18 protein-coding genes are annotated in these 19,929 nt (G+C 59.0%); 7 read left to right on the top strand and 11 right to left on the bottom strand.

Features of this window, described 5'->3' with window-relative positions; translation table 11 throughout:
• Window positions 1-18: 18 nt before the first annotated feature.
• Entirely contained in the window at window positions 19-870 is an 852-nt protein-coding gene (locus AC1D2Q_RS17355; RefSeq protein ID WP_028940017.1) for a glycine betaine ABC transporter substrate-binding protein, read from the bottom strand.
• A gap of 286 nt (window positions 871-1,156) precedes the next feature.
• Between AC1D2Q_RS17355 and AC1D2Q_RS17350 the strand changes: the two genes are divergently transcribed.
• Window positions 1,157-2,752, top strand: a complete 1,596-nt coding sequence (locus tag AC1D2Q_RS17350) for a glycoside hydrolase family 17 protein (RefSeq protein ID WP_477813959.1) — start codon at window positions 1,157-1,159, stop codon at window positions 2,750-2,752.
• 92 nt (window positions 2,753-2,844) lie between these two features.
• On the opposite strand, the gene AC1D2Q_RS17345 is transcribed toward AC1D2Q_RS17350, so the two are convergent.
• Window positions 2,845-3,216 (bottom strand): hypothetical protein, encoded by a 372-nt coding sequence (locus AC1D2Q_RS17345; RefSeq protein WP_477813958.1) that lies wholly within the window; start codon window positions 3,214-3,216, stop codon window positions 2,845-2,847.
• 221 nt (window positions 3,217-3,437) lie between these two features.
• On the opposite strand from AC1D2Q_RS17345, the gene AC1D2Q_RS17340 reads away from it, so the two are divergent.
• Window positions 3,438-4,736, top strand: coding sequence for a serine/threonine protein kinase (locus AC1D2Q_RS17340; RefSeq protein ID WP_477813957.1), 1,299 nt, complete (start codon window positions 3,438-3,440; stop codon window positions 4,734-4,736).
• Window positions 4,729-5,517, top strand: a complete 789-nt coding sequence (locus AC1D2Q_RS17335; RefSeq protein ID WP_018925098.1) for an MlaA family lipoprotein — start codon at window positions 4,729-4,731, stop codon at window positions 5,515-5,517. The genes AC1D2Q_RS17340 and AC1D2Q_RS17335 overlap by 8 nt, the downstream gene beginning before the upstream one ends.
• An 85-nt stretch (window positions 5,518-5,602) precedes the next feature.
• Here the strand turns inward: AC1D2Q_RS17335 and AC1D2Q_RS17330 are convergent, their stop codons facing one another.
• Window positions 5,603-6,517 (bottom strand): DUF808 domain-containing protein, encoded by a 915-nt coding sequence (locus AC1D2Q_RS17330; protein WP_477813956.1) that lies wholly within the window; start codon window positions 6,515-6,517, stop codon window positions 5,603-5,605.
• A 134-nt stretch (window positions 6,518-6,651) separates the two neighbouring features.
• Between AC1D2Q_RS17330 and AC1D2Q_RS17325 the strand changes: the two genes are divergently transcribed.
• A complete protein-coding gene (locus AC1D2Q_RS17325) occupies window positions 6,652-7,257 on the top strand; it encodes a TetR/AcrR family transcriptional regulator (protein ID WP_007939160.1) in 606 nt (201 codons plus the stop codon).
• 71 nt (window positions 7,258-7,328) lie between these two features.
• On the opposite strand, the gene AC1D2Q_RS17320 is transcribed toward AC1D2Q_RS17325, so the two are convergent.
• The 3 genes from AC1D2Q_RS17320 to kynU all read right to left on the bottom strand — a co-directional run bounded on the left by AC1D2Q_RS17320 (window position 7,329) and on the right by kynU (window position 11,483).
• The gene (locus tag AC1D2Q_RS17320) at window positions 7,329-8,738 is read right to left on the bottom strand and encodes an amino acid permease (protein ID WP_477813955.1); all 1,410 of its coding nucleotides are present in this window, start codon (window positions 8,736-8,738) and stop codon (window positions 7,329-7,331) included.
• Window positions 8,739-8,812: 74 nt separating this feature from the next.
• Window positions 8,813-10,126, bottom strand: coding sequence for an OprD family porin (locus tag AC1D2Q_RS17315; RefSeq protein ID WP_477813954.1), 1,314 nt, complete (start codon window positions 10,124-10,126; stop codon window positions 8,813-8,815).
• A 106-nt stretch (window positions 10,127-10,232) separates the two neighbouring features.
• Complete coding sequence (kynU, locus tag AC1D2Q_RS17310) at window positions 10,233-11,483, bottom strand: kynureninase (protein ID WP_477813953.1); 1,251 nt, start codon at window positions 11,481-11,483, stop codon at window positions 10,233-10,235.
• 209 nt (window positions 11,484-11,692) lie between these two features.
• Between kynU and AC1D2Q_RS17305 the strand changes: the two genes are divergently transcribed.
• Window positions 11,693-12,166: an Lrp/AsnC family transcriptional regulator gene (locus AC1D2Q_RS17305; protein ID WP_007939165.1), complete on the top strand. Its 474-nt coding sequence runs from the start codon at window positions 11,693-11,695 to the stop codon at window positions 12,164-12,166.
• Window positions 12,167-12,179: 13 nt separating this feature from the next.
• Here the strand turns inward: AC1D2Q_RS17305 and AC1D2Q_RS17300 are convergent, their stop codons facing one another.
• The 5 genes from AC1D2Q_RS17300 to AC1D2Q_RS17280 all read right to left on the bottom strand — a co-directional run bounded on the left by AC1D2Q_RS17300 (window position 12,180) and on the right by AC1D2Q_RS17280 (window position 16,898).
• Window positions 12,180-13,193 carry an AraC family transcriptional regulator gene (locus AC1D2Q_RS17300; RefSeq protein WP_477813952.1) on the bottom strand — a complete coding sequence of 338 codons (1,014 nt, stop codon included), beginning with the start codon at window positions 13,191-13,193 and terminating at the stop codon, window positions 12,180-12,182.
• Window positions 13,194-13,215: 22 nt separating this feature from the next.
• Entirely contained in the window at window positions 13,216-14,619 is a 1,404-nt protein-coding gene (locus AC1D2Q_RS17295) for an amino acid permease (RefSeq protein ID WP_477813951.1), read from the bottom strand.
• Window positions 14,620-14,717: 98 nt separating this feature from the next.
• Window positions 14,718-15,572 carry a tryptophan 2,3-dioxygenase gene (gene kynA, locus AC1D2Q_RS17290; protein WP_477813950.1) on the bottom strand — a complete coding sequence of 285 codons (855 nt, stop codon included), beginning with the start codon at window positions 15,570-15,572 and terminating at the stop codon, window positions 14,718-14,720.
• Complete coding sequence (gene kynB / locus AC1D2Q_RS17285) at window positions 15,569-16,234, bottom strand: arylformamidase (protein WP_305411634.1); 666 nt, start codon at window positions 16,232-16,234, stop codon at window positions 15,569-15,571. The genes kynA and kynB overlap by 4 nt, the downstream gene beginning before the upstream one ends.
• Window positions 16,235-16,457: 223 nt before the next feature.
• Entirely contained in the window at window positions 16,458-16,898 is a 441-nt protein-coding gene (locus AC1D2Q_RS17280; RefSeq protein WP_477813949.1) for a GlcG/HbpS family heme-binding protein, read from the bottom strand.
• Window positions 16,899-17,164: 266 nt separating this feature from the next.
• Here AC1D2Q_RS17280 and gcl point away from each other — a divergent pair, with 266 nt between their 5' ends.
• Complete coding sequence (gene gcl, locus AC1D2Q_RS17275; protein WP_018925088.1) at window positions 17,165-18,940, top strand: glyoxylate carboligase; 1,776 nt, start codon at window positions 17,165-17,167, stop codon at window positions 18,938-18,940.
• A 162-nt stretch (window positions 18,941-19,102) separates the two neighbouring features.
• The gene (gene hyi / locus AC1D2Q_RS17270) at window positions 19,103-19,885 is read left to right on the top strand and encodes a hydroxypyruvate isomerase (protein WP_477813948.1); all 783 of its coding nucleotides are present in this window, start codon (window positions 19,103-19,105) and stop codon (window positions 19,883-19,885) included.
• Window positions 19,886-19,929 lie beyond the last annotated feature (44 nt).

The following is a 19,929-nucleotide window of genomic DNA, read 5'->3' as shown; positions in this document are numbered from 1 at the left end:
CAGACGCTTCAGCTCAAATCATTTGGTCCATTCGGCAACGCGATCCGGGTGTTTAGCCACCCAGTCTTTCGCTGCGGCTTCAGGCTTGGCACCGTCCTGAATCGCCAACATGACCTGGCCGATTTCGTCTTTCGACGCCCACTGGAAGTTCTTCAGGAACTTCGCGACTTCAGGCGCTTTGGTTGCCAGTTCTTTACTGCCGATGCTGTTCACGGTTTCAGCTGCGCCGTAAACGCCTTTCGGGTCTTCCAGGAAGCGCAGTTTCCACTTGGCGAACATCCAGTGCGGCACCCAACCGGTGACGGCAATGGATTCGTTTTTCTTCTCGGCACGGGTCAGCTCGGCAATCATGCCGGCGCCGGAACTGGCCTTGAGGGTGTAATTGTCCAGACCGTAATCCTTGATGGCCTGATCGGTCTTGAGCATCACGCCTGAACCGGCGTCGATGCCGACGATACGGCCCTTGAAGCTCTCGTCGGTTTTCAGATCCGCAATCGACTGGGCCTTGACGTACTCCGGCACGATCAGACCGATTTTCGCATCCTTGAAGTTCGGGCCGTAGTCAACGACCTGATCCTTGTTCTTCGCCCAATATTCGCCGTGAGTCACGGGCAGCCACGCCGACAGCATGGCGTCGAGTTTGCCGGTGGCCACACCTTGCCACATGATCCCGGTGGCAACCGCTTGCAGTTTCACGTCATAACCGAGTTTCTGTTTGATCACTTCAGCAGCCACGTTGGTCGTGGCGACGCTGTCCGACCAGCCGTCGACATAACCGATCGTTACTGCCTTGCCTTCAGCGCTGGCTACGGTAGAACTGATCGCCAGCACCAAAGCGGCACCTGCGCCCAAGAGTCGTCGCATCTTCATCGTTACTTCCCCGAAAGTGCTGCACTCGACGGATGCCGAGTCGCTCAACGTATTGTTATGGTGCACAGCGCCCCCATCACGCCCACCGCAAACTCGTTCGATCATCAGCGGAGTACTGACGCGTTGATCATCAACCTGACGGCAACGGCGACCTGCTCTGCCAGCGACCTCAAAGCATCGAGAAACGACATCAGAAGGCCATTAATTGCGCCCCTTGAAAGCACGCGCGCAAACCCCGCCCGAACTTTGCATGTCAAAACCATGCGGGCCACCAAGCGCGGGACAAATGCAGGTAACATGCCCGGCTTTGCTCCCAGACGGCCTGAACATGCCCGCGACATCACGTTTCCCATTTTTGGCTTATCTCTTCGCTTGCCTGCTGGGGCTTTTTGCCCTTGGCGGCTTCTGGTACGGCCTCGGCAAACCGGTAATCCTGCCGGATGTAGCCAGCGCAACGCACAAGCTGCAATGCGCCTCCTATACCCCGTTCGACAAGGACCAATCGCCATTCGACGTGCCGTTCAAACTGCGCCCCGAGCGCATGGACGCCGACCTCGCACTGCTGGCGACCCGTTTCGAATGCATCCGCACCTATTCCATGACCGGCCTCGAGGCCCTTCCCGATCTGGCGCGCAAGCACGGTTTGAAGCTGATGATCGGCGCCTGGGTCAACAGCAACCCGGTGGACACCGCCAAGGAAGTCGATCTGCTGATCGCCTCGGCCAATGCCAACCCGGATGTGGTGACCTCGGTCATCGTCGGCAACGAAGCCCTGCTGCGCAAGGAAGTCACCGGCGCGCAACTGGCAACGCTGATCAATAAAGTCAAAAGCCGGATCAAGCAACCAGTGACCTACGCCGACGTCTGGGAGTTCTGGCTCAAACACCCGGAAGTCGCCCCGGCAGTGGATTTCCTGACCATCCATTTATTGCCGTACTGGGAAGATGATCCGTCGAACATCGACGCCGCGCTGCAGCATGTAGCCGAGGTGCGCCAGGTGTTCGGCAACAAGTTCGCGCCCAAGGACGTGATGATTGGCGAAACCGGTTGGCCGAGCGAAGGTCGTCAGCGCGAAACGGCGCTGCCGAGCCGGGTCAATGAAGCCAAGTTCATCCGCAGCTTTGTGATCATGGCCGAGCAGCAAGGCTGGCATTACAACCTGATCGAGGCGTTCGACCAGCCCTGGAAACGCGCCAGCGAAGGTGCGGTCGGGGGTTATTGGGGACTGTTCGATGCCGATCGCCAGGACAAGGGCGTGCTCGCCGGGCCGGTCTCGAACGTGCCGTACTGGTCGCAATGGCTGGCGGTGGGTGGCTTGATCTTCATCGGCACGCTGATCCTCGGCGGTCGGGTTCGCAGCACCCGCGCAGCGTTGGTACTGCCACTGCTCGGTGCCCTGGCGGCCTGCTCGATCGGCGCCTGGGGCGACCTGGCCCGCGTCACCACCCGGTTTGCCAGTGAATGGTTGTGGGTAGCGTTGCTGACGGGGTTGAACCTGTTGGTGCTGGCCCATGCCTCGCTGACCTTGAGCGCCCGCACCGGTTGGCGTGGACGCGCCTTCAATGCATTGGAACGTCGAGCCGGCTGGTGGCTGGCAGCGGCAGGTTTTGCCGCGGCGGTGATGATGCTGGAACTGGTGTTCGACCCACGTTATCGCAGCTTCCCGAGTGTCGCCTTCATCCTGCCGGCGCTGGTGTACCTGTGCCGGCCGGTGAGCGTGCCTCGTCGGGAAATCGCCCTGCTGACCTTCATCATCGGCGCCGGCATTGCGCCGCAGCTGTTTCGTGAAGGTCTGCAGAATCAGCAGGCTTGGGGCTGGGCGCTGGTGAGTGTGTTGATGGTCGCGGCGTTGTGGCGCAGCTTGCGGGTTCGCAAGGGGTAATCAACGCAGCAAGATAAAAAGCAAGATCAAAAGATCGCAGCCTTCGGCAGCTCCTACGCGCCTGTGGGCGCTGCCGCAGGCTGCGATCTTTTTTATCGAGCGCTACGAGAAGCCCGAACCAGACGCAAAGCAGCAATCACCACCGCAAACACCGCCAACGTGGCGGTGTACAACGCCAGCGCCGGAAACCCGAGCACCAGCGCCAGTACCGCCAGCCACCACCCTGCCCGCCCCGGCAGCACAAAACCGGTCATGGCTGCCGCCACTGCCGCCCAGCCCAACACCTTGAAATGAATCATCAAACCCAGGTTCGAACGCACCTGGCATTCCCAGCGACTGGCCTCGTCAACGCAGATGCCGACCCATTGAGCATCCTCCATGAAGCCATAACGCGCGCCATAACTGGCGGCCAGCCACAATGGCAGAAGAACGAGCAGCAGAATCACAGGCAGACGGCGGGACATGAAGCACTCCAATAAACGAAATCGGCCGCCAGCTTAATCCCCCGCCCTTGGTAAGCAAATAACATCAATTAACTGTTCATGAAATAACTGCAAAGTGTATCGTCCCGCTACCGTTGCTCCGAAATCAGGCCTGTTTGCGGCCGATGCATGGCACTTTGGCCCAAATCCGATGGTCATAGCCTGCGAACTTCATCTGGCACCTTCCTCTAAGGGATCTAGTCATGCTCCGTTCCTTGCGCTTCGCCGCCCTGTTTGGCGGCTTGCTTTTAAGTGCGTCCGTACTGGCGGCCGATATTGACGCCGCCAGTTATGGCTACCCCCTGACCAACCCGTTCGAGGCGACCATCGCCACGACACCGCCCGACTTGCGCCCGGAATTGCCGCTGGATGAAGACATCAATCAGTCAGACCGCAGTGTCACGATGCGCCCGGAGCGTGAGTTCAATCTGCCGGACAACTTCTGGCCGGTGAAAAAACTCACCTATCGCATCGCCACGCAGGACCATGCCGCACCGTTGATCTTCCTGATCTCCGGCACCGGTGCACGCTATGACAGCACCCTCAACGAATACCTGAAAAAGCTCTATTACAAGGCCGGCTATCACGTGGTGCAGCTGTCGTCGCCCACCAGCTTCGACTTCATGAGCGCCGCCTCGCGCTTCGCCACCCCGGGCGTAACCAAGGAAGATGCCGAAGACATGTACCGGGTGATGCAGGCCGTGCGGGCACAAAACCCGAAACTGCCGGTCACCGATTATTTCCTGACCGGTTATAGCCTCGGCGCCCTGGATGCGGCTTTTGTTGCACACCTGGATGAAACCCGTCGCAGCTTCAACTTCAAGAAAGTCTTGCTGCTCAACCCGCCGGTCAACCTTTACACCTCAGTCACCAACCTGGACAAGCTGGTGCAGACAGAGGTGAAAGGCATCAACAACACCACCACCTTCTATGAACTGGTGCTGGACAAACTGACCCGCTACTTCCAACAGAAGGGCTACATCGACCTCAACGACGCCCTGCTCTACGACTTCCAGCAGTCCAAGCAACACCTGAGCAACGAGCAGATGGCAATGCTGATCGGCACTTCGTTCCGTTTCTCGGCGGCGGACATCGCCTTTACCTCGGACCTGATCAACCGTCGCGGCCTGATCACGCCACCGAAATTCCCGATCACCGAAGGCACCACCCTCACGCCGTTCCTTAAACGCGCGCTGCAGTGTGACTTCGACTGCTACATCACCGAGCAGGTCATCCCGATGTGGCGCGCCCGCACCGACGGTGGCAGCCTGCTGCAACTGATCGATCAGGTCAGCCTGTATGCACTGAAGGACTACCTGCACGACAGCCCGAAAATCGCCGTCATGCACAACGCCGACGACGTGATCCTCGGCCCTGGCGACCTGGGCTTTCTGCGCCGCACCTTTGGCGACCGTTTGACTGTTTATCCATTGGGCGGCCATTGCGGCAACCTCAACTATCGCGTCAACAGCGACGCCATGCTGGAGTTTTTCCGTGGCTAAATACCTCCTGCTGATCGCAGCGTTACTCTGTGCAGGCGTCGCCAATGCCGACAACAGCAAAGCCAACGCCCCAGTGGTGATCGATAAAGACGGCTTCAAGGAACCGCTGAGCAAACTCAAATTCAACCCGGGGCTGGACCAGCGCGAGTTCGAACGCTCATCGCTCAACGCACTGAACGTCTATGACCCGCTGGAAGAGTGGAACCGCCGCGTCTACCACTTCAACTACCGGTTCGACGAATGGGTGTTCCTGCCCGTGGTCAACGGCTATCGCTACGTCACCCCAAGTTTCCTGCGCACCGGCGTCAGCAACTTCTTCAACAACCTCGGTGATGTGCCGAACCTGGTGAACAGCCTGCTGCAATTCAAGGGGCAGCGCTCGCTGGACACCACCGCGCGCCTGCTGCTCAACACCACCATCGGTGTCGCCGGCCTGTGGGATCCGGCCACCGCCATGGGCCTGCCGCGCCGCAATGAAGACTTCGGCCAGACCCTGGGCTTCTACGGCGTACCGGGCGGCGCCTACCTGGTGCTGCCGATCCTCGGCCCGTCGAACCTGCGTGACACCGCAGGCCTGGCGGTCGACTACACCGGCGAATCGGCGATCAACTTCCTGAACGTGTCCGAAGTCAGTTCCAACCACCCGGAAATCTGGGTACTGCGCGGCATCGACAAGCGCTATCAGAACGGCTTCCGCTATGGGCAGATGAACACACCGTTCGAGTATGAAAAAGTGCGTTACGTGTATACCGAGGCGCGCAAGCTGCAGATCGCCGAGTAACTTCGTCGGCAATAAAAAAGGCCATTCGATTTGCCTCGAATGGCCTTTTTCATGCGCGGCGTATCAAACACCAGCGCCCCGAGTTTCAGGCTTTCACCGTTTTCCAGAGCTTGCCTACCGCCATCACCCCCACCAATACCGCCGCGCCCGCGACAATCCCGGCCACTGCATTGAGCAACGTCGGCACGATAAACCCGGCCCCACCAGACGCTGCGGTGACACTCTCGATCCAGTGATGCACCACCGACACGCCATGGGTCAGAATCCCGCCACCGACCAAAAACATCGCCGCCGTGCCGATCACCGAGAGGCTTTTCATCATGTACGGCGCCGCACGCAGAATCCCGTCGCCGATGCTTTTGGCCATCTGGCCCGGCTTCTGGGTCAGCCACAGGCCAAGGTCGTCGAGTTTGACAATGCCGGCTACCAGGCCATAGACACCAATGGTCATGACGATGGCGATACCCGAGAGCACGATCACTTGCTGGGTCAGCGAAGCGTCAGCCACAGTGCCCAAGGTGATGGCGATGATTTCCGCCGACAAAATGAAGTCGGTACGAATCGCCCCTTTGATCTTGTCCTTCTCGAACGCCACCAAATCGACTGCCGGGTTGGCCACGGCCTCGACCAGTTCTGCGTGTTCAGCCTGATCTTCGGCTTTGCTGTGCAGGAATTTGTGGGCGAGTTTTTCGAAGCCTTCGAAGCACAGGTAAGCGCCACCGACCATCAGCAACGGTGTAACCAGCCACGGAATGAACGCACTGATGGCCAACGCCGACGGCACCAGGATCAGCTTGTTGAGAAACGAGCCCTTGGCGACTGCCCATACCACCGGGATTTCCCGTTCGGCACGCACGCCGGAAACCTGCTGGGCGTTGAGCGCCAGATCGTCGCCCAGTACACCGGCGGTCTTCTTCGCGGCCATTTTGGTCATCAACGCTACATCGTCCAGTACGGTGGCAATGTCGTCGATCAGCACCAGCAAACTGCTTCCTGCCATGAATCGGGTTTCCTTCTTGAATGAATGGTGCGCAGCATAACGCGACCCGAGGCCACACGGGGCATTCTTGAGCGTCGCGCGAGGCCGGTGCTACCATGCGCAACCGCCAGAACAGGCAAGGAACCCCTTGGTTTATGAGCACTATCCGCGAGCGCAACAAAGAACTGATCCTGCGTGCCGCCAGTGAAGAATTTGCCGACAAGGGCTTCGCTGCGACCAAAACCAGTGACATCGCGGCCAAGGCCGGGCTGCCCAAGCCTAACGTCTACTACTACTTCAAATCCAAGGAAAACCTCTACCGCGAGGTCCTGGAAAGCATCATCGAGCCCATCCTGCAAGCCTCGACGCCGTTCAACGCCGACGGCGTGCCCAGCGAGGTGCTCAGTGGCTACATCCGCTCGAAAATCCGCATCTCCCGCGACCTGCCCTTCGCCTCCAAAGTGTTCGCCAGCGAAATCATGCACGGCGCCCCGCATTTGAGCCCCGACCTGGTCGAGCAGCTCAACGGCCAGGCCAGGCACAACATCGACTGCATCCAGACCTGGATCGACCGCGGCCAGATCGCCCCGATCGACCCCAACCACCTGATGTTCAGCATCTGGGCCGCGACCCAGACCTACGCCGATTTCGACTGGCAAATCTCTGCGGTGACCGGCAAGGCCAAGCTGGATGAGGCCGACTATGAAGCGGCGGCGCAGACGATTATCCGGTTGGTACTCAAGGGGTGTGAGCCGGACTGATAGCGGCCCAGGGTCAATGCCGACTCGGCAGTTTATGAAAACTGCCGGTCGGGATTGCATGTTTGCGTCCTCTAAACCTTCGGCAGCGGATTCAACGCCACGGCTGCCCTGGGTTTTCTGAAGAAGATCCAGTAGACAATCGTGAGGATCAGCAGGAAAGGCACACCGAATACCAAGGTCATTTTGAAGGCATCGGTGAAGTAGGTGGTGATCATCACCGCGCCCATCAGCAGCAGTCCCAACAGCGTGGTGTACGGGAACAGGCGCATGCGGAAGGACAGTTTCCGTTCACCGTTGCGTTCGTGGTAGCGACGGAAACAGTAGTGGGTCAGGAAGATCATGAACCAGGTGAAGATCGCGCCGAACATCGAGATCGCCATCATCAAGGTGAAGGAGCTTTCCGGGTACAGCACGTTGAGCAACGTTGCCAGGGCAATGCCGGAGCTCGACAGCAGCAAGGCATTCAGCGGGATTCCGGTCTTGCTCAACCCCCCCATGGACTTGGGTGCATAACCGCCGCGGGACAGGCTGAACATCATGCGGGTGGTGATGTAGAGCTGACTGTTCATCGCCGACAACGCCGCAATCAGGATCACGAAGTTCATCACGCCGGTTGCGCCGGGAATGCCGATGGTCTGCATGACGGTGACGAACGGGCTCTGCGCTTGACCGGCCTGGACCCACGGCACAATCGCCAACATCAGGGCCAGGGTCAGCAGGTAGAACACCACCAGCCGCACGATGGTCGCGCGAAAAGCCTTCTTCACCGCCCGCTCCGGGTCCTGCGCCTCGCCGGCAGCCACTGCGATCATTTCCACGCTCAGATAGCTGAAGATCGAGACGATCACCGCAATCCACATCCCTTGCAGACCATTGGGAAAGAAGCCGCCGTGGGCGGTGTAATTGTGCACGCCGTAATCCGCGTTGCCGGATCCGAACACCACATACACCGCGAGGATGATGAAGCCGACAATCGCACCGATCTTGATGGTCGAGAACCAGTACTCGAAGGTGCCAAAGGTTTTCACGCTGATGGCGTTGAGCACGATCAGCATGCTCGAGAACGAAACAATCCAGATCCATTCCGGCACGTTGGCGAACCAGTACTTCATGTACATCGCCACCGCCGTCACTTCCGTGCCCACTGCCAGCACAATCGCCGCCCAATAGGCATAGCGCACCAGGAACCCGGCCAATGGGCTGACATAGAATTCGGCATAGGCGCCGAACGAGCCGGAGGTCGAATGGGCCACCGTCATTTCCGCCAGACAGCCCATCAACAGCAGGGTGATGATCGCGCCAATCGCGTAGCTGAGCAAAACGCTCGGCCCGGCATAACCAATGGCGTAGGCACTGCCCATGAACAGCCCGGTGCCAATCGCACCGCCAATGGCGATCATGCTCATCTGACCCGAGGTGAGCTGGCGCCGGAGGCCCTGCTCACGCTTGGAGATGTTTTCAAAACCGGCGTTATCGGTCATTTTTCTTTCCTCTGAATATTGTCTTTCTTGAAGAGAGCAAATCGTTTGGGTTGCCGGTGGGGATCAGCCACGGATCAGAAAATATTCAGCGGATACTCGACGATCACCCGGACTTCATTGTTGTCGGTGGTGTCCGCCCGGGCGACCTGGCCGGTGGAGCGCACACTGGCCTGACGCACACGTATCGACAGGTCCTTGGCCTTGCCCTCCTGCACCACGTAGCGCGCTTCAAGGTCGCGTTCCCAGCGTTTGCCGTCACTGCCGTAACGCCCATAGGCACCATTGGGGCCGCCGTCGTAGTGGCTGTCGTCGATATGGTCACCGCTCACATAGCGCGACATGAAGCTCAGGCCCGGCACGCCAAAGGGCGCCATGTCCAGGTCATAACGCAGCTGCCAGGAACGCTCATTGGGCGCGTTGAAGTCGAGGATCTGTACCGAGTTGGCAAGGAATACCGAGGTGCCCGGCTGCTGATCGAAGCCGAGATAATCGAACGGTTCATCGCCATCGACCCGTTGGTAGGCCAGGGTCAAGCGGTGCGCACCCACCTTGTAAGCGGCGGCCAGCGACCAGGTGGTGTTGTCGATCTTGCCGGCCAGGCGCTGGCCATAGTCGTTGGTGCGATAGAGGTTGAAATCCAGGTTCAGCGATTGGTTTCCGTTCAGGGCATAGCTGTAGTTGGCGTTGGCGTAGTACTGCCGCCAGATATCAGCGAACTGCGAACCATACAGGCTGACGCTCAATTGATCGCTCAGGGCATAACTGCCGCCCAGATAATCGACGCTGCGGGTTTCCACCCCGGCATACAGCGCCTTGAGGGCGCCATCGTCGTTGGTCGACGCACTGTCATTGCCCGAGGTGAAGTGCCCGGCATCGAGTTGCAGTCCTTTCAACTCGTTGCTGGTCAGCTGGAAACCATTGGCGTAGGTGGTGAACAGGCGCGCCGAGCCGGTGCCGAACACCGGGTTGAGCGGTGTCAGATTGCCGTATTTGAGTTCGGTCTTCGAGATCCGCGCCTTGAGCGCGCCACCCGCTTCGGAATACTCATCCTCGGCGCGTCCATCGGCATCGACCGGCAACAAACCGGTGCCGGTACGCCCCCTGCCGCTGTCGAGCTTGAGACCCAACTGCGCGTAGGCGTCGACTCCGAAACCCACTGTGCCCTGGGTATAGCCGGAACGATAATCGAGCATAAGTCCGTGGGCCCACTCCTGCCGATAGTTCTGGCCGCCCGGGTTGTTGAGGTTGTTGCGGTAGAAATAGAAATTGCGATGGGTCAGGGTCAGGCTGCTGTCTTCAACGAATCCATTGTCGGGTGCGGCATGGGCCACTTGGCCGAGACAGCTGGTAATGGCGAGCGGCAAGGCGGGCCAAAGGGACAATTTCATTCTGCGTGTTCCTTATTATTGTGTTTTCACAGAAGTGCTTATCGGAGGCGACCGAAGCCCTGCTGCCGGGAAGTTCGCGGCAGCAAGACAAAGGCGTCGGGGGGTATCAGGTGACGCTGTGGCGGATCTGGAATTGCTCTTGCGACCAGGTTTTCTGATCAAGTATTTCGCCGAGGATCTGCACCGCATCCCAGACCTCGGTGAAGCTGGTGTACAGCGGGGTGAAGCCGAACCGCATGATCCGCGGCTCGCGGTAATCGCCGATCACGCCACGGGCGATCAAGGCCTGGATCACCGCATAACCCTGGGGATGTTCGAAGCTGACATGGCTGCCACGCTTGGCGTGTTCGCGTGGAGTGACCAGGGTCAGCTCGTGAGCGGCGCAGCGCTGCTCGACCAACTGGATGAACAGGTCCGTCAGCGCCAGGGACTTGCTGCGCAGGCTGGCCATGTCGGTCTGGGCGAAGACATCCAGACCACACTCGATCATCGCCAATGAAGTGATGGGCTGGGTGCCGCACAAATAGCGGGCAATTCCGCTGCTCGGCTGGTAACGCGACTCCATGGCGAACTGCCGTGAATGACCGAACCAGCCGGACAGCGGTTGCGTCACCAGATCGCACAGCTCAGGGGAAACCCAGACGAAAGCTTGCGAGCCCGGACCGCCATTGAGGTACTTGTAGGTGCAACCGATGGCGTAGTCGGCGCGCGCCTGATGCAGGTCGACCGGCACCGCCCCGGCGGAATGCGCCAGGTCCCAGATGGCCAGCGCGCCACATTCATGGGTCAGCGCGGTCAGGGCCTGCATGTCGTGCATGTAGCCGGTCTTGTAATTGACGTGGGTGAGCATGACCACCGCGGTGTCCTGGTCAATCGCTTGCGGCAGCTCTTGCGGGCTGTCGACCAGACGCAGGGTGTAGCCCTGCTGCAGCATGTCCGCCAGACCTTCGGCGATATACAAGTCAGTCGGGAAGTTGCTGGTCTCGCTGACGATCACCCGCCGCGTCGGCGCCCGCATGGCCTGCACGCGCAGGGCGGCGCTGAGCACCTTGAACAGGTTGATCGAGGTGGTATCAGTCACCACCACTTCGCCGTCACCGGCGCCAATCAGCCCCGCCAGTCGATTGCCCAGACGCTCAGGTAAATCGCGCCAGCCAGCGCTGTTCCAACTGCGGATCAGGCCATTGCCCCATTCATCGGCGATCACTGCCTGCGCACGCGCCAGCGCTGCGACCGGGCGCGCGCCCAAGGAGTTGCCGTCGAGATAGATCACGCCTTCGGGGAGCGCAAACTGCTGACGCAGAGGGGCCAGAGCGTCCTGCGCATCAAGCGTCAGACAATCGTTTCTTGTAGTCATTGGGTGTCCTGCTTTTTGAAAGAAGTGCCGTCCGGGCAGATCGCGATAGTCGGGTGTGAGTGTCGTGTTTCAGGCGTTATTTGCGCCTTCACGGTGAGGAAATAATGAACGAAGCTTTATAGAATTTTCGTGCAAAGTAAGCAGCCATCTAGTATTTATCTCGAAGAAAATTCGAATCCAACTCCAAATATCGCGGATTTATTCTAGCCATGACTCTCGACCCGACAGACCTGCGGATCCTGCACCTCTTGCAACGGGACGGCCGTATCAGCAACCACGAAATGGCCGAGAAGGTCGCACTGTCGCCGTCGGCCTGTTTGCGCCGTTTACGCTTGCTGGAAAGTGAAGGAATCATCACTGGCTATCGCGCGATGCTGAACGCAGAGAAGCTGGGAGTCGAACTGGAAGCCATCGTCCATGTGTCATTGCGACAGGACGTCGAGGACTGGCACGAGACCTTCATCAAGAAGGTCCAGTTGTGGCCGGAGGTGGTCACCGCCTACGTGATTACCGGGGCGAGCAACTATGTGCTGCGGGTCCAGGCGCGCAACGTCAAACACTTCTCCGACTTTATCGTCAACCAACTGAACCGCACGGCGGGGGTGACTGATATCCGCTCGGAAATCGTGCTGCAGAAAATCAAGGAGCGGGAGACGTTGCTTGATTTGGTGGTGCGTAAGTGAGCCGCCGGGATATTCAGACCCCGCGCATGCGCCGGGCTTCGTTACGCTGCAAGGTCGTGCTGGGGGACTCGTCGAACAACTTGCGGTATTCGGCGGAAAACCGTCCCAGATGCGTAAAGCCCCAGCCCATGGCGATCGCGGAAATATTGCGCGCCGAGCCATGCTCGAGGATTTCCTGGCGCACAGCGTGCAACCGGTACTTTTTCAGATAGACCATCGGCGACAGGGCGAAGTACTTCCTGAACGCCTCGCACAGCTTGAAACGCGAGACCCCGGCCGCGACCTCGATATCCTCCATGTGCAAGGCTTCGCGAGCATTGTCGTGAATGTATTGTTTGGCCCTGATCAAGTAGTGCGGCAGTTTCACGCCGAGCACGTTGCGCAATTCTTCGGAGTAGTTGTTCGGCTGGGCGAGGATCAAGCCTTTGATCAATGAGCTTTCGATGTCCCGAGTGAAGACCACCTGTTCGTACAGTTCATTGCTGCGCTCCAGCTCCGCGATGAAATAACGCGCCATGCGCCACCACGAGGCCGACGCGCCGTCCACCGCATCCATCACCGGCTCGAAACGCAGCGGCATATCCAGCGGTCGCTGCAGCATGCCCTCCAGCGACTCGCTCATGGCGACTCGGGTAATCACCACCTGAACTTTGCGACAGTCGCCGGAGATCGCCAGCATCTGGTTCTCATTCGGGGAAATGATCACCCCTTGATCGCGGTTGGATTTCGACACGCTGCCGTTCTTGCTCAGCTCCTGCTCGCCCACCAAAGGCAAACTCAGGCTGTAACTGCTGAAGTGCTCGGCGTCTTCGATATCGATGGTGACATCGGTGCCATATGAGAGCGTGCCCAGGGTCGTGGCCATCGACTTGAACACATTGGCGCTGTGATGAAAGCGGATCCGCTCGGGCGTCGAAGTCTGGAGGCGGTGCGGCCCGCAGATACCAGACATCCAGTTCCTCGCACCCTCGAGGTCATAGTGATCGATACGAATGTCGCGAAACTGCGGATCAGCGTTGCTACTCATCACGGCGCACCCACGGCAAAGGCTATTGAACTATCGGCAAGGCCCGATCCTTGGCCATACGCATCCGGTAAAAACCAAAGATGATCAACACCCACACCGGTATGGCGAAGACTGAAGCGCGTATCCCTGGAATCATCAGCATGACGCAGACGATCATGGCCATGAAGGCCAGGCACAGGTAATTACTGTAAGGGAACCAGAACGCCTTGAAGCCCGGCACGATACCTCGCTGGCCCATGATTTTGCGAAATTTCAGGTGCGTCAGGCTGATCATCGCCCAGTTGATCATCAGCGATGCGACCACCAGTGCAAAGAGCAACTCAAGCGCTTCATGCGGGGCGAGGTAGTTAACCAGCACGGACAGCATGGTGATCAACGCAGATACGGCCAGCGCCAGTAGAGGCACGCCCTGCTTGTTCAGTTTCATCAGCGCCTTGGGTGCGTCGCCCTGTTCGGCCAGGCCATAGAGCATGCGGCTGTTGCAGTAGACGCCACTGTTATAGACAGAGAGCGCCGCGGTGAGCACCACGAAATTGAGGATGTGCGCTGCGGTGTCGCTGCCGATCAAGGAGAAGATCTGCACGAACGGGCTGCCGCTATAGGCATCGCCCGAAGCGCCCAGTGTCTGCAGCAGTTGATCCCACGGATACAGCGACAGCAACACGGTGAGTGCACCGACGTAGAAGATCAGCACGCGATAAACCACCTGGTTGATCGCCTTGGGAATCACCTTTCCCGGCTCGCTGGCTTCAGCGGCGGTGATGCCGACCAGTTCCAGGCCGCCGAAGGAGAACATGATGAACGCCATGGACATCAGCAATCCGGTGGTGCCGTTGGGAAAGAAGCCGCCGTGACTCCAAAGATTGCTGACCGAGGCCTGCGGGCCGCCCGTTCCGCTGAACAGCATGTAGCAGCCCAGGACAATCATGCCAATGATCGCGACGACCTTGATGATTGCGAACCAGAACTCCATCTCGCCGAAGACTTTGACGTTCATCATATTGATGAAGTTGACCAGGACGAAGAACACCGCCGCGCTGACCCAGGAGGGGACTTCCGGCCACCAGAACTGCACGTACTTGCCGACAGCCGTCAACTCGGCCATGCCCACCAGCACATACAGCACCCAGTAGTTCCAGCCGGATAGAAAGCCGGCATAGCCGCCCCAGTACTTGTGGGCAAAATGACTGAAGGAGCCGGCCACCGGTTCCTCGACAATCATCTCGCCCAGCTGGCGCATGATCAGAAAGGCGATGAAACCGGCAATCGCATAGCCGAGGATCATCGACGGCCCGGCCGATTTGAGGACTCCGGCAGAGCCTAGAAACAACCCGGTACCTATCGCTCCGCCCAATGCGATCAGCTGAATATGACGATTTTTCAGCCCTCGCTTGAGCTCGCCTTGTCGCAAGATTTCATCCGCCATCTGGTTACCTTCTAATTGTTATGGTCAGGCATGGTTTGGATGCGTCAATTTACTCAATTGCCGCTCGGTTTAAGCGTTCAGACATCATTCTCGGTAAATTAAAGAGTTGAGCGCACTCGCCACAACTCCGGGAACAGCACGGTATCGAGCATCTTGCGCAGATAACCGACACCTTCTGTGCCACCGGTGCCTGGTTGAAAGCCGATGATCCGCTCGACCGTGGTCACATGCCGGAAGCGCCATTGACGGAACGAATCCTCAAGGTCGATGAGTTTCTCCGCCAGCTGATAGAGATCCCAATAACGCGAAGGATCGGTGTAGACCACGCGCCAGGCCGCTTCGACCGACGCGTCATGCGCCGTCGGACTGCTCGGGTCACGTTCGAAACGCTGTGGGTCGATGGTCAAGCCTGCGCTGACCATCAAGCGAATCGCCTCGTCATACAGCGACGGTGTGGCGATTGCCTTTTCAAGCGCCTGCAACAGTTCCGGCCGATGAGCATGGGGGCGCAACAGGGTCGCGCTTTTGTTGCCCAGAATGAATTCGATCTCGCGGTACTGGAACGACTGAAAGCCCGATGACTGCCCCAGAAACGGCCGTATCGCGTGGTACTCGGTGGGTGTCATGGTGGCCAGCACCGTCCAGGCATGCACCAGCTGATCAAAAATCCGCGAGACCCGCGCCAGCATCTTGAACGCGGGCGGCAACTCTCCCAGTCGAATGTGTTCACGAGCGGCTTTGAGCTCGTGCAGCATCAGATTCATCCACAGCTCTGACGTCTGATGCTGGATGATGAACAGCATCTCGTTATGGTCCGGAGATAACGGGTGCTGTGCGCTGAGAATGCGCCCCAGATCCAGGTAGTCGCCGTAGCTCATGGAGTCGGAAAAATTCAGCTCGGCGTTATGCCATTCTTCCGTCTGGTTTGCAGGTGAATAAGGGCATTGGCTCATTGAGTCGGCTCCTCAAGTTGCGGTTTATTCAGTGGACGCAAAATTGCCCTGACCGGACTGGCGTCCAGATGGGCAAAACGCAGCGGCAGCGCGATCAATTCATAGTCCCCTTCCGGGACGTCATCGAGCACGATGCCCTCGAGAATAGCCATGCCATGTCGGGCTACGGCATTGTGCGAATCCATGGTTTTGGATTGCTGAGGGTCCAGCGATGGCGTATCGATACCGATCAAGCGCACACCGAGGCTCGCCAGCAGGTCGACGGTTTCTTTGGCGACGGCGGTGAAATCCGGATCCCAAGCGCTCAATGGCGCTTGTCCCCAGGTGCGCAGCAGCACCCGTTCAGGCAGGTCTTGCAAGCGACCTTCAAGCTGCTCGGGGTGCACCAGCGGGCCGCTATTCAGGCAATGCAGCACACGGCAAGGCCCCATATAGACATCGAGCGACACATCGCCAATGGCCGCGCCATCCGCGCTGTAATGCAGCGGCGCATCGACATGGGCACCCGTGTGAGGCGACAGGGTGATACGCCCGACATTTACCGGACACTCGGGTCCGAAGCTCCACACGCGCTCTTCCTGAAAAGGTGTGTCACCCGGCCAGGTAGGTGTAGCGGTGCTTAAAGGCGGGCTGATATCCCACCACGACAGTGTTGTTTTCATTGCAAAGCTCTCGGCCTGTTCCGAGAGAATGATACGAGCGATGCCTATGAATATTCTTGCGAAAATATTCGGCAACAGCCAATTGTTTCGCACAAAATTCTAAAAACCTGGAATTTTCCGGATGGAAATTTCAACGAAAAAAGCAGGCAGCTAAAAAGCTGTTTTCGTTTGCAAGGCGCTTTCGCGAGCAAGCCCGCGAAAGCGGTAAATCAGACGCCGAAGATCAACCAGCCACCCCCGCATCCGCCTTCAACCCCTGCCCCTCGATCGCGCGGATCGCACATTGCTCATCGACATCAGACAGATCTCCACTGATACCGACCGCCCCCAACACAGTCCCGTCCTGATCCCGAACCAACACGCCGCCCGGCACCGGCACGACACTGCCCTGCCCCAGGCCATTCAGCGCGGCGAAGAAGGCCGGGCGTTGTTGGGCGTCCTGCGCCAGCAGGCGTGAGCCCTTGCCCAGAGCAATCGCGCCCCAGGCCTTGCCGATGGCGATCTGCGGACGCAGCAGGCTGGCGCCGTCTTCACGTTGCAGCGTTATCAGGTGCCCGCCGGCATCCAATACTGCAACGGTCAATGGCGCGGCAGAGATCGCCCGCCCCGCGGTGATGGCCTGATCGGCCAGGTTGACTGCGACTTTCAAGGTTAAAGCGCTCATGGTGCCGTCCTCATTTTGTTATAGGGAAAGCCGTTGGATTGCTTTGTGTTACGCAATCCGATGCAACAAATAGAACACAATGAATTATTTTTTTGTATACAATAATTTTCGAAAAGCGCGAGATGCGACGAAAAGCCACAGTTATTTGGGCTTCCGACGAATGAAACAGCTGCTTGAGAAAATGGATTGACCTGCGCCGTCCGCCGTGAATACACTCTGCGCAAAGCCACTTGTATACAATTACAAAACGTAAGAGGCACAAAACCATGAGCAAAATGAGAGCAATCGAAGCCGCCGTTCTGGTGATGCGCCGCGAAGGGGTCGATACCGCTTTTGGCATCCCGGGCGCCGCGATCAACCCGCTGTACTCCGCCTTGCAGAAGGTCGGTGGCATCGATCACGTCCTCGCTCGCCACGTTGAAGGCGCCTCGCACATGGCCGAGGGTTATACCCGCACCAAGGCCGGCAACATCGGCGTGTGCATCGGTACATCGGGACCTGCCGGTACTGACATGGTCACCGGGCTCTACAGCGCCTCGGCCGACTCGATCCCGATCCTGTGCATCACCGGGCAAGCACCGCGGGCCCGTATGCACAAGGAAGACTTCCAGGCCGTCGACATCACCAGCATAGTCAAGCCGGTCACCAAGTGGGCGACCACGGTTCTGGAGCCGGGCCAGGTGCCTTACGCCTTCCAGAAAGCCTTCTATGAGATGCGCTCCGGCCGCCCCGGCCCGGTGCTGATCGACCTGCCGTTCGACGTGCAGATGGCCGAAATCGAATTCGACATCGACGCCTACCAGCCGCTGCCATTGGCCAAGCCGAGCGCGACTCGCGTGCAGGTGGAAAAAGCCCTGGCCATGCTCGACCAGGCTGAACGCCCATTGCTGGTGGCCGGTGGCGGCATCATCAATGCCGACGCCAGCGAGTTGCTGGTGGAATTCGCCGAGCTGACCGGTATTCCGGTCATCCCGACCCTGATGGGCTGGGGCACCATCCCGGACGATCACCCGCTGATGGTCGGCATGGTCGGCCTGCAAACCTCGCACCGTTATGGCAACGCCACGATGCTGAAGTCCGACGTGGTACTGGGCGTCGGTAACCGCTGGGCCAACCGTCACACCGGTTCGGTCGACGTTTACACCGAAGGCCGCAAGTTCATCCACGTTGACATCGAACCGACCCAGATCGGCCGCGTGTTCACCCCGGACCTGGGCATCGTGTCCGACGCCGCTGCCGCATTGACCGTGTTCATTGAAGTCGCTCGCGAGTGGCAAGCCGCCGGCAAGCTGAAAAACCGCAGCGCCTGGCTGCAAGATTGCCAGCAACGCAAAGCCAGCCTGCAGCGCAAGACTCACTTCGACAATGTGCCGGTCAAGCCGCAACGGGTTTACGAAGAGATGAACCAAGTGTTCGGCAAAGACACCTGCTACGTCAGCACCATCGGTCTGTCACAGATTGCCGGCGCGCAGTTCCTGCACGTCTACAAACCGCGTCACTGGATCAACTGCGGCCAGGCCGGCCCGTTGGGCTGGACCATTCCGGCAGCGCTCGGCGTGGTCAAGGCTGATCCGACCCGCAAGGTGGTGGCGCTCTCGGGCGACTACGACTTCCAGTTCATGATCGAAGAACTGGCGGTGGGCGCGCAATTCAAGCTGCCGTACATCCACGTCGTGGTGAACAACTCGTACCTGGGGCTGATCCGTCAGGCGCAGCGCGGTTTCGACATGGACTACTGCGTGCAGCTGTCCTTCGACAACCTCAACGCTCCGGAACTCAACGGCTACGGTGTCGACCATGTCGCGGTCGCCGAAGGCCTGGGTTGCAAGGCGCTGCGGGTATTCGAACCGGGTCAGATCCAGCCTGCCCTGCGCAAGGCTCAGGAGATGATCGAAGAGTTCAAGGTGCCGGTGATCGTCGAGATCATTCTGGAGCGCGTGACCAACATTTCCATGGGCACCGAGATCAACGCCGTCAACGAATTCGAAGACCTGGCGCTGGTCGGCAACGATGCGCCAACGGCGATTTCGTTGCTCGATTGATTGGCTGACGACATCGCCCCCGTAGGAGCTGCCGCAGGCTGCGATCTTTTGACCTTGATCTTTGGCGGTCCCGAAAAAGATCGCAGCCTGCGGCAGCTCCTACAGGGCGGGCATGTACCGATTTCAACAGTCATCTATTTTAATCTGCGTCAGGAGATCACCATGCCGCGTTTCGCAGCCAACCTGTCCATGCTGTTCACCGAGCAGGATTTTCTTGCCCGTTTCGACGCTGCCGCCAAGGCCGGCTTCAGTGGTGTCGAATACCTGTTCCCCTATGACTTCAGCTCCGCCGAAATCAAGGCCAGGCTCGATGCCAACGGTCTGACCCAGGTGCTGTTCAACCTGCCGGCCGGTGACTGGGTCAAGGGCGAACGCGGTATCGCGTGCCTGCCGGATCGGGTCGAAGAGTTCCGCGCCGGTGTCGATCTGGCCATTGCCTACGCCCAAGTGCTGGGCAACACCCAGGTCAACTGCCTGGCCGGTATTCGCCCACAAGGCGTCGACGAGGCCACCGTGGAAAAAACCTTCGTCGCCAACCTCAAGTACGCGGCCGACAAACTGCAAGCGGCGGGCATCAAACTGGTGATGGAAGCGATCAACACTCGCGACATTCCGGGCTTCTACCTGAACAACACGGCGCAAGCCCTGTCGATTCGCGAACAGGTCGGCAGCGCCAACCTGTTCCTGCAATACGACATCTATCACATGCAAATCATGGAGGGCGACCTGGCCCGCACCATGGCCGCGCACCTGGACGAGATCAACCACGTGCAATTGGCGGACAACCCGGGGCGCAACGAACCGGGCACCGGTGAAATCAACTACCGCTTCCTGTTCGAACACCTGGACCGCATCGGTTATCAGGGTTGGGTCGGCTGTGAATACAAGCCGCTGACCACGACTGAAGCGGGCCTGGGCTGGTTGAAAACCCATAACGCTGTTTGATCCGGCACCGCGTCATCGTTCTTCGCGGTCACCCCACAAATTTT

The organism is Pseudomonas sp. P1_A1 (assembly GCF_056406935.1).
This window is presented reverse-complemented; position numbering and strand designations above follow the sequence as displayed.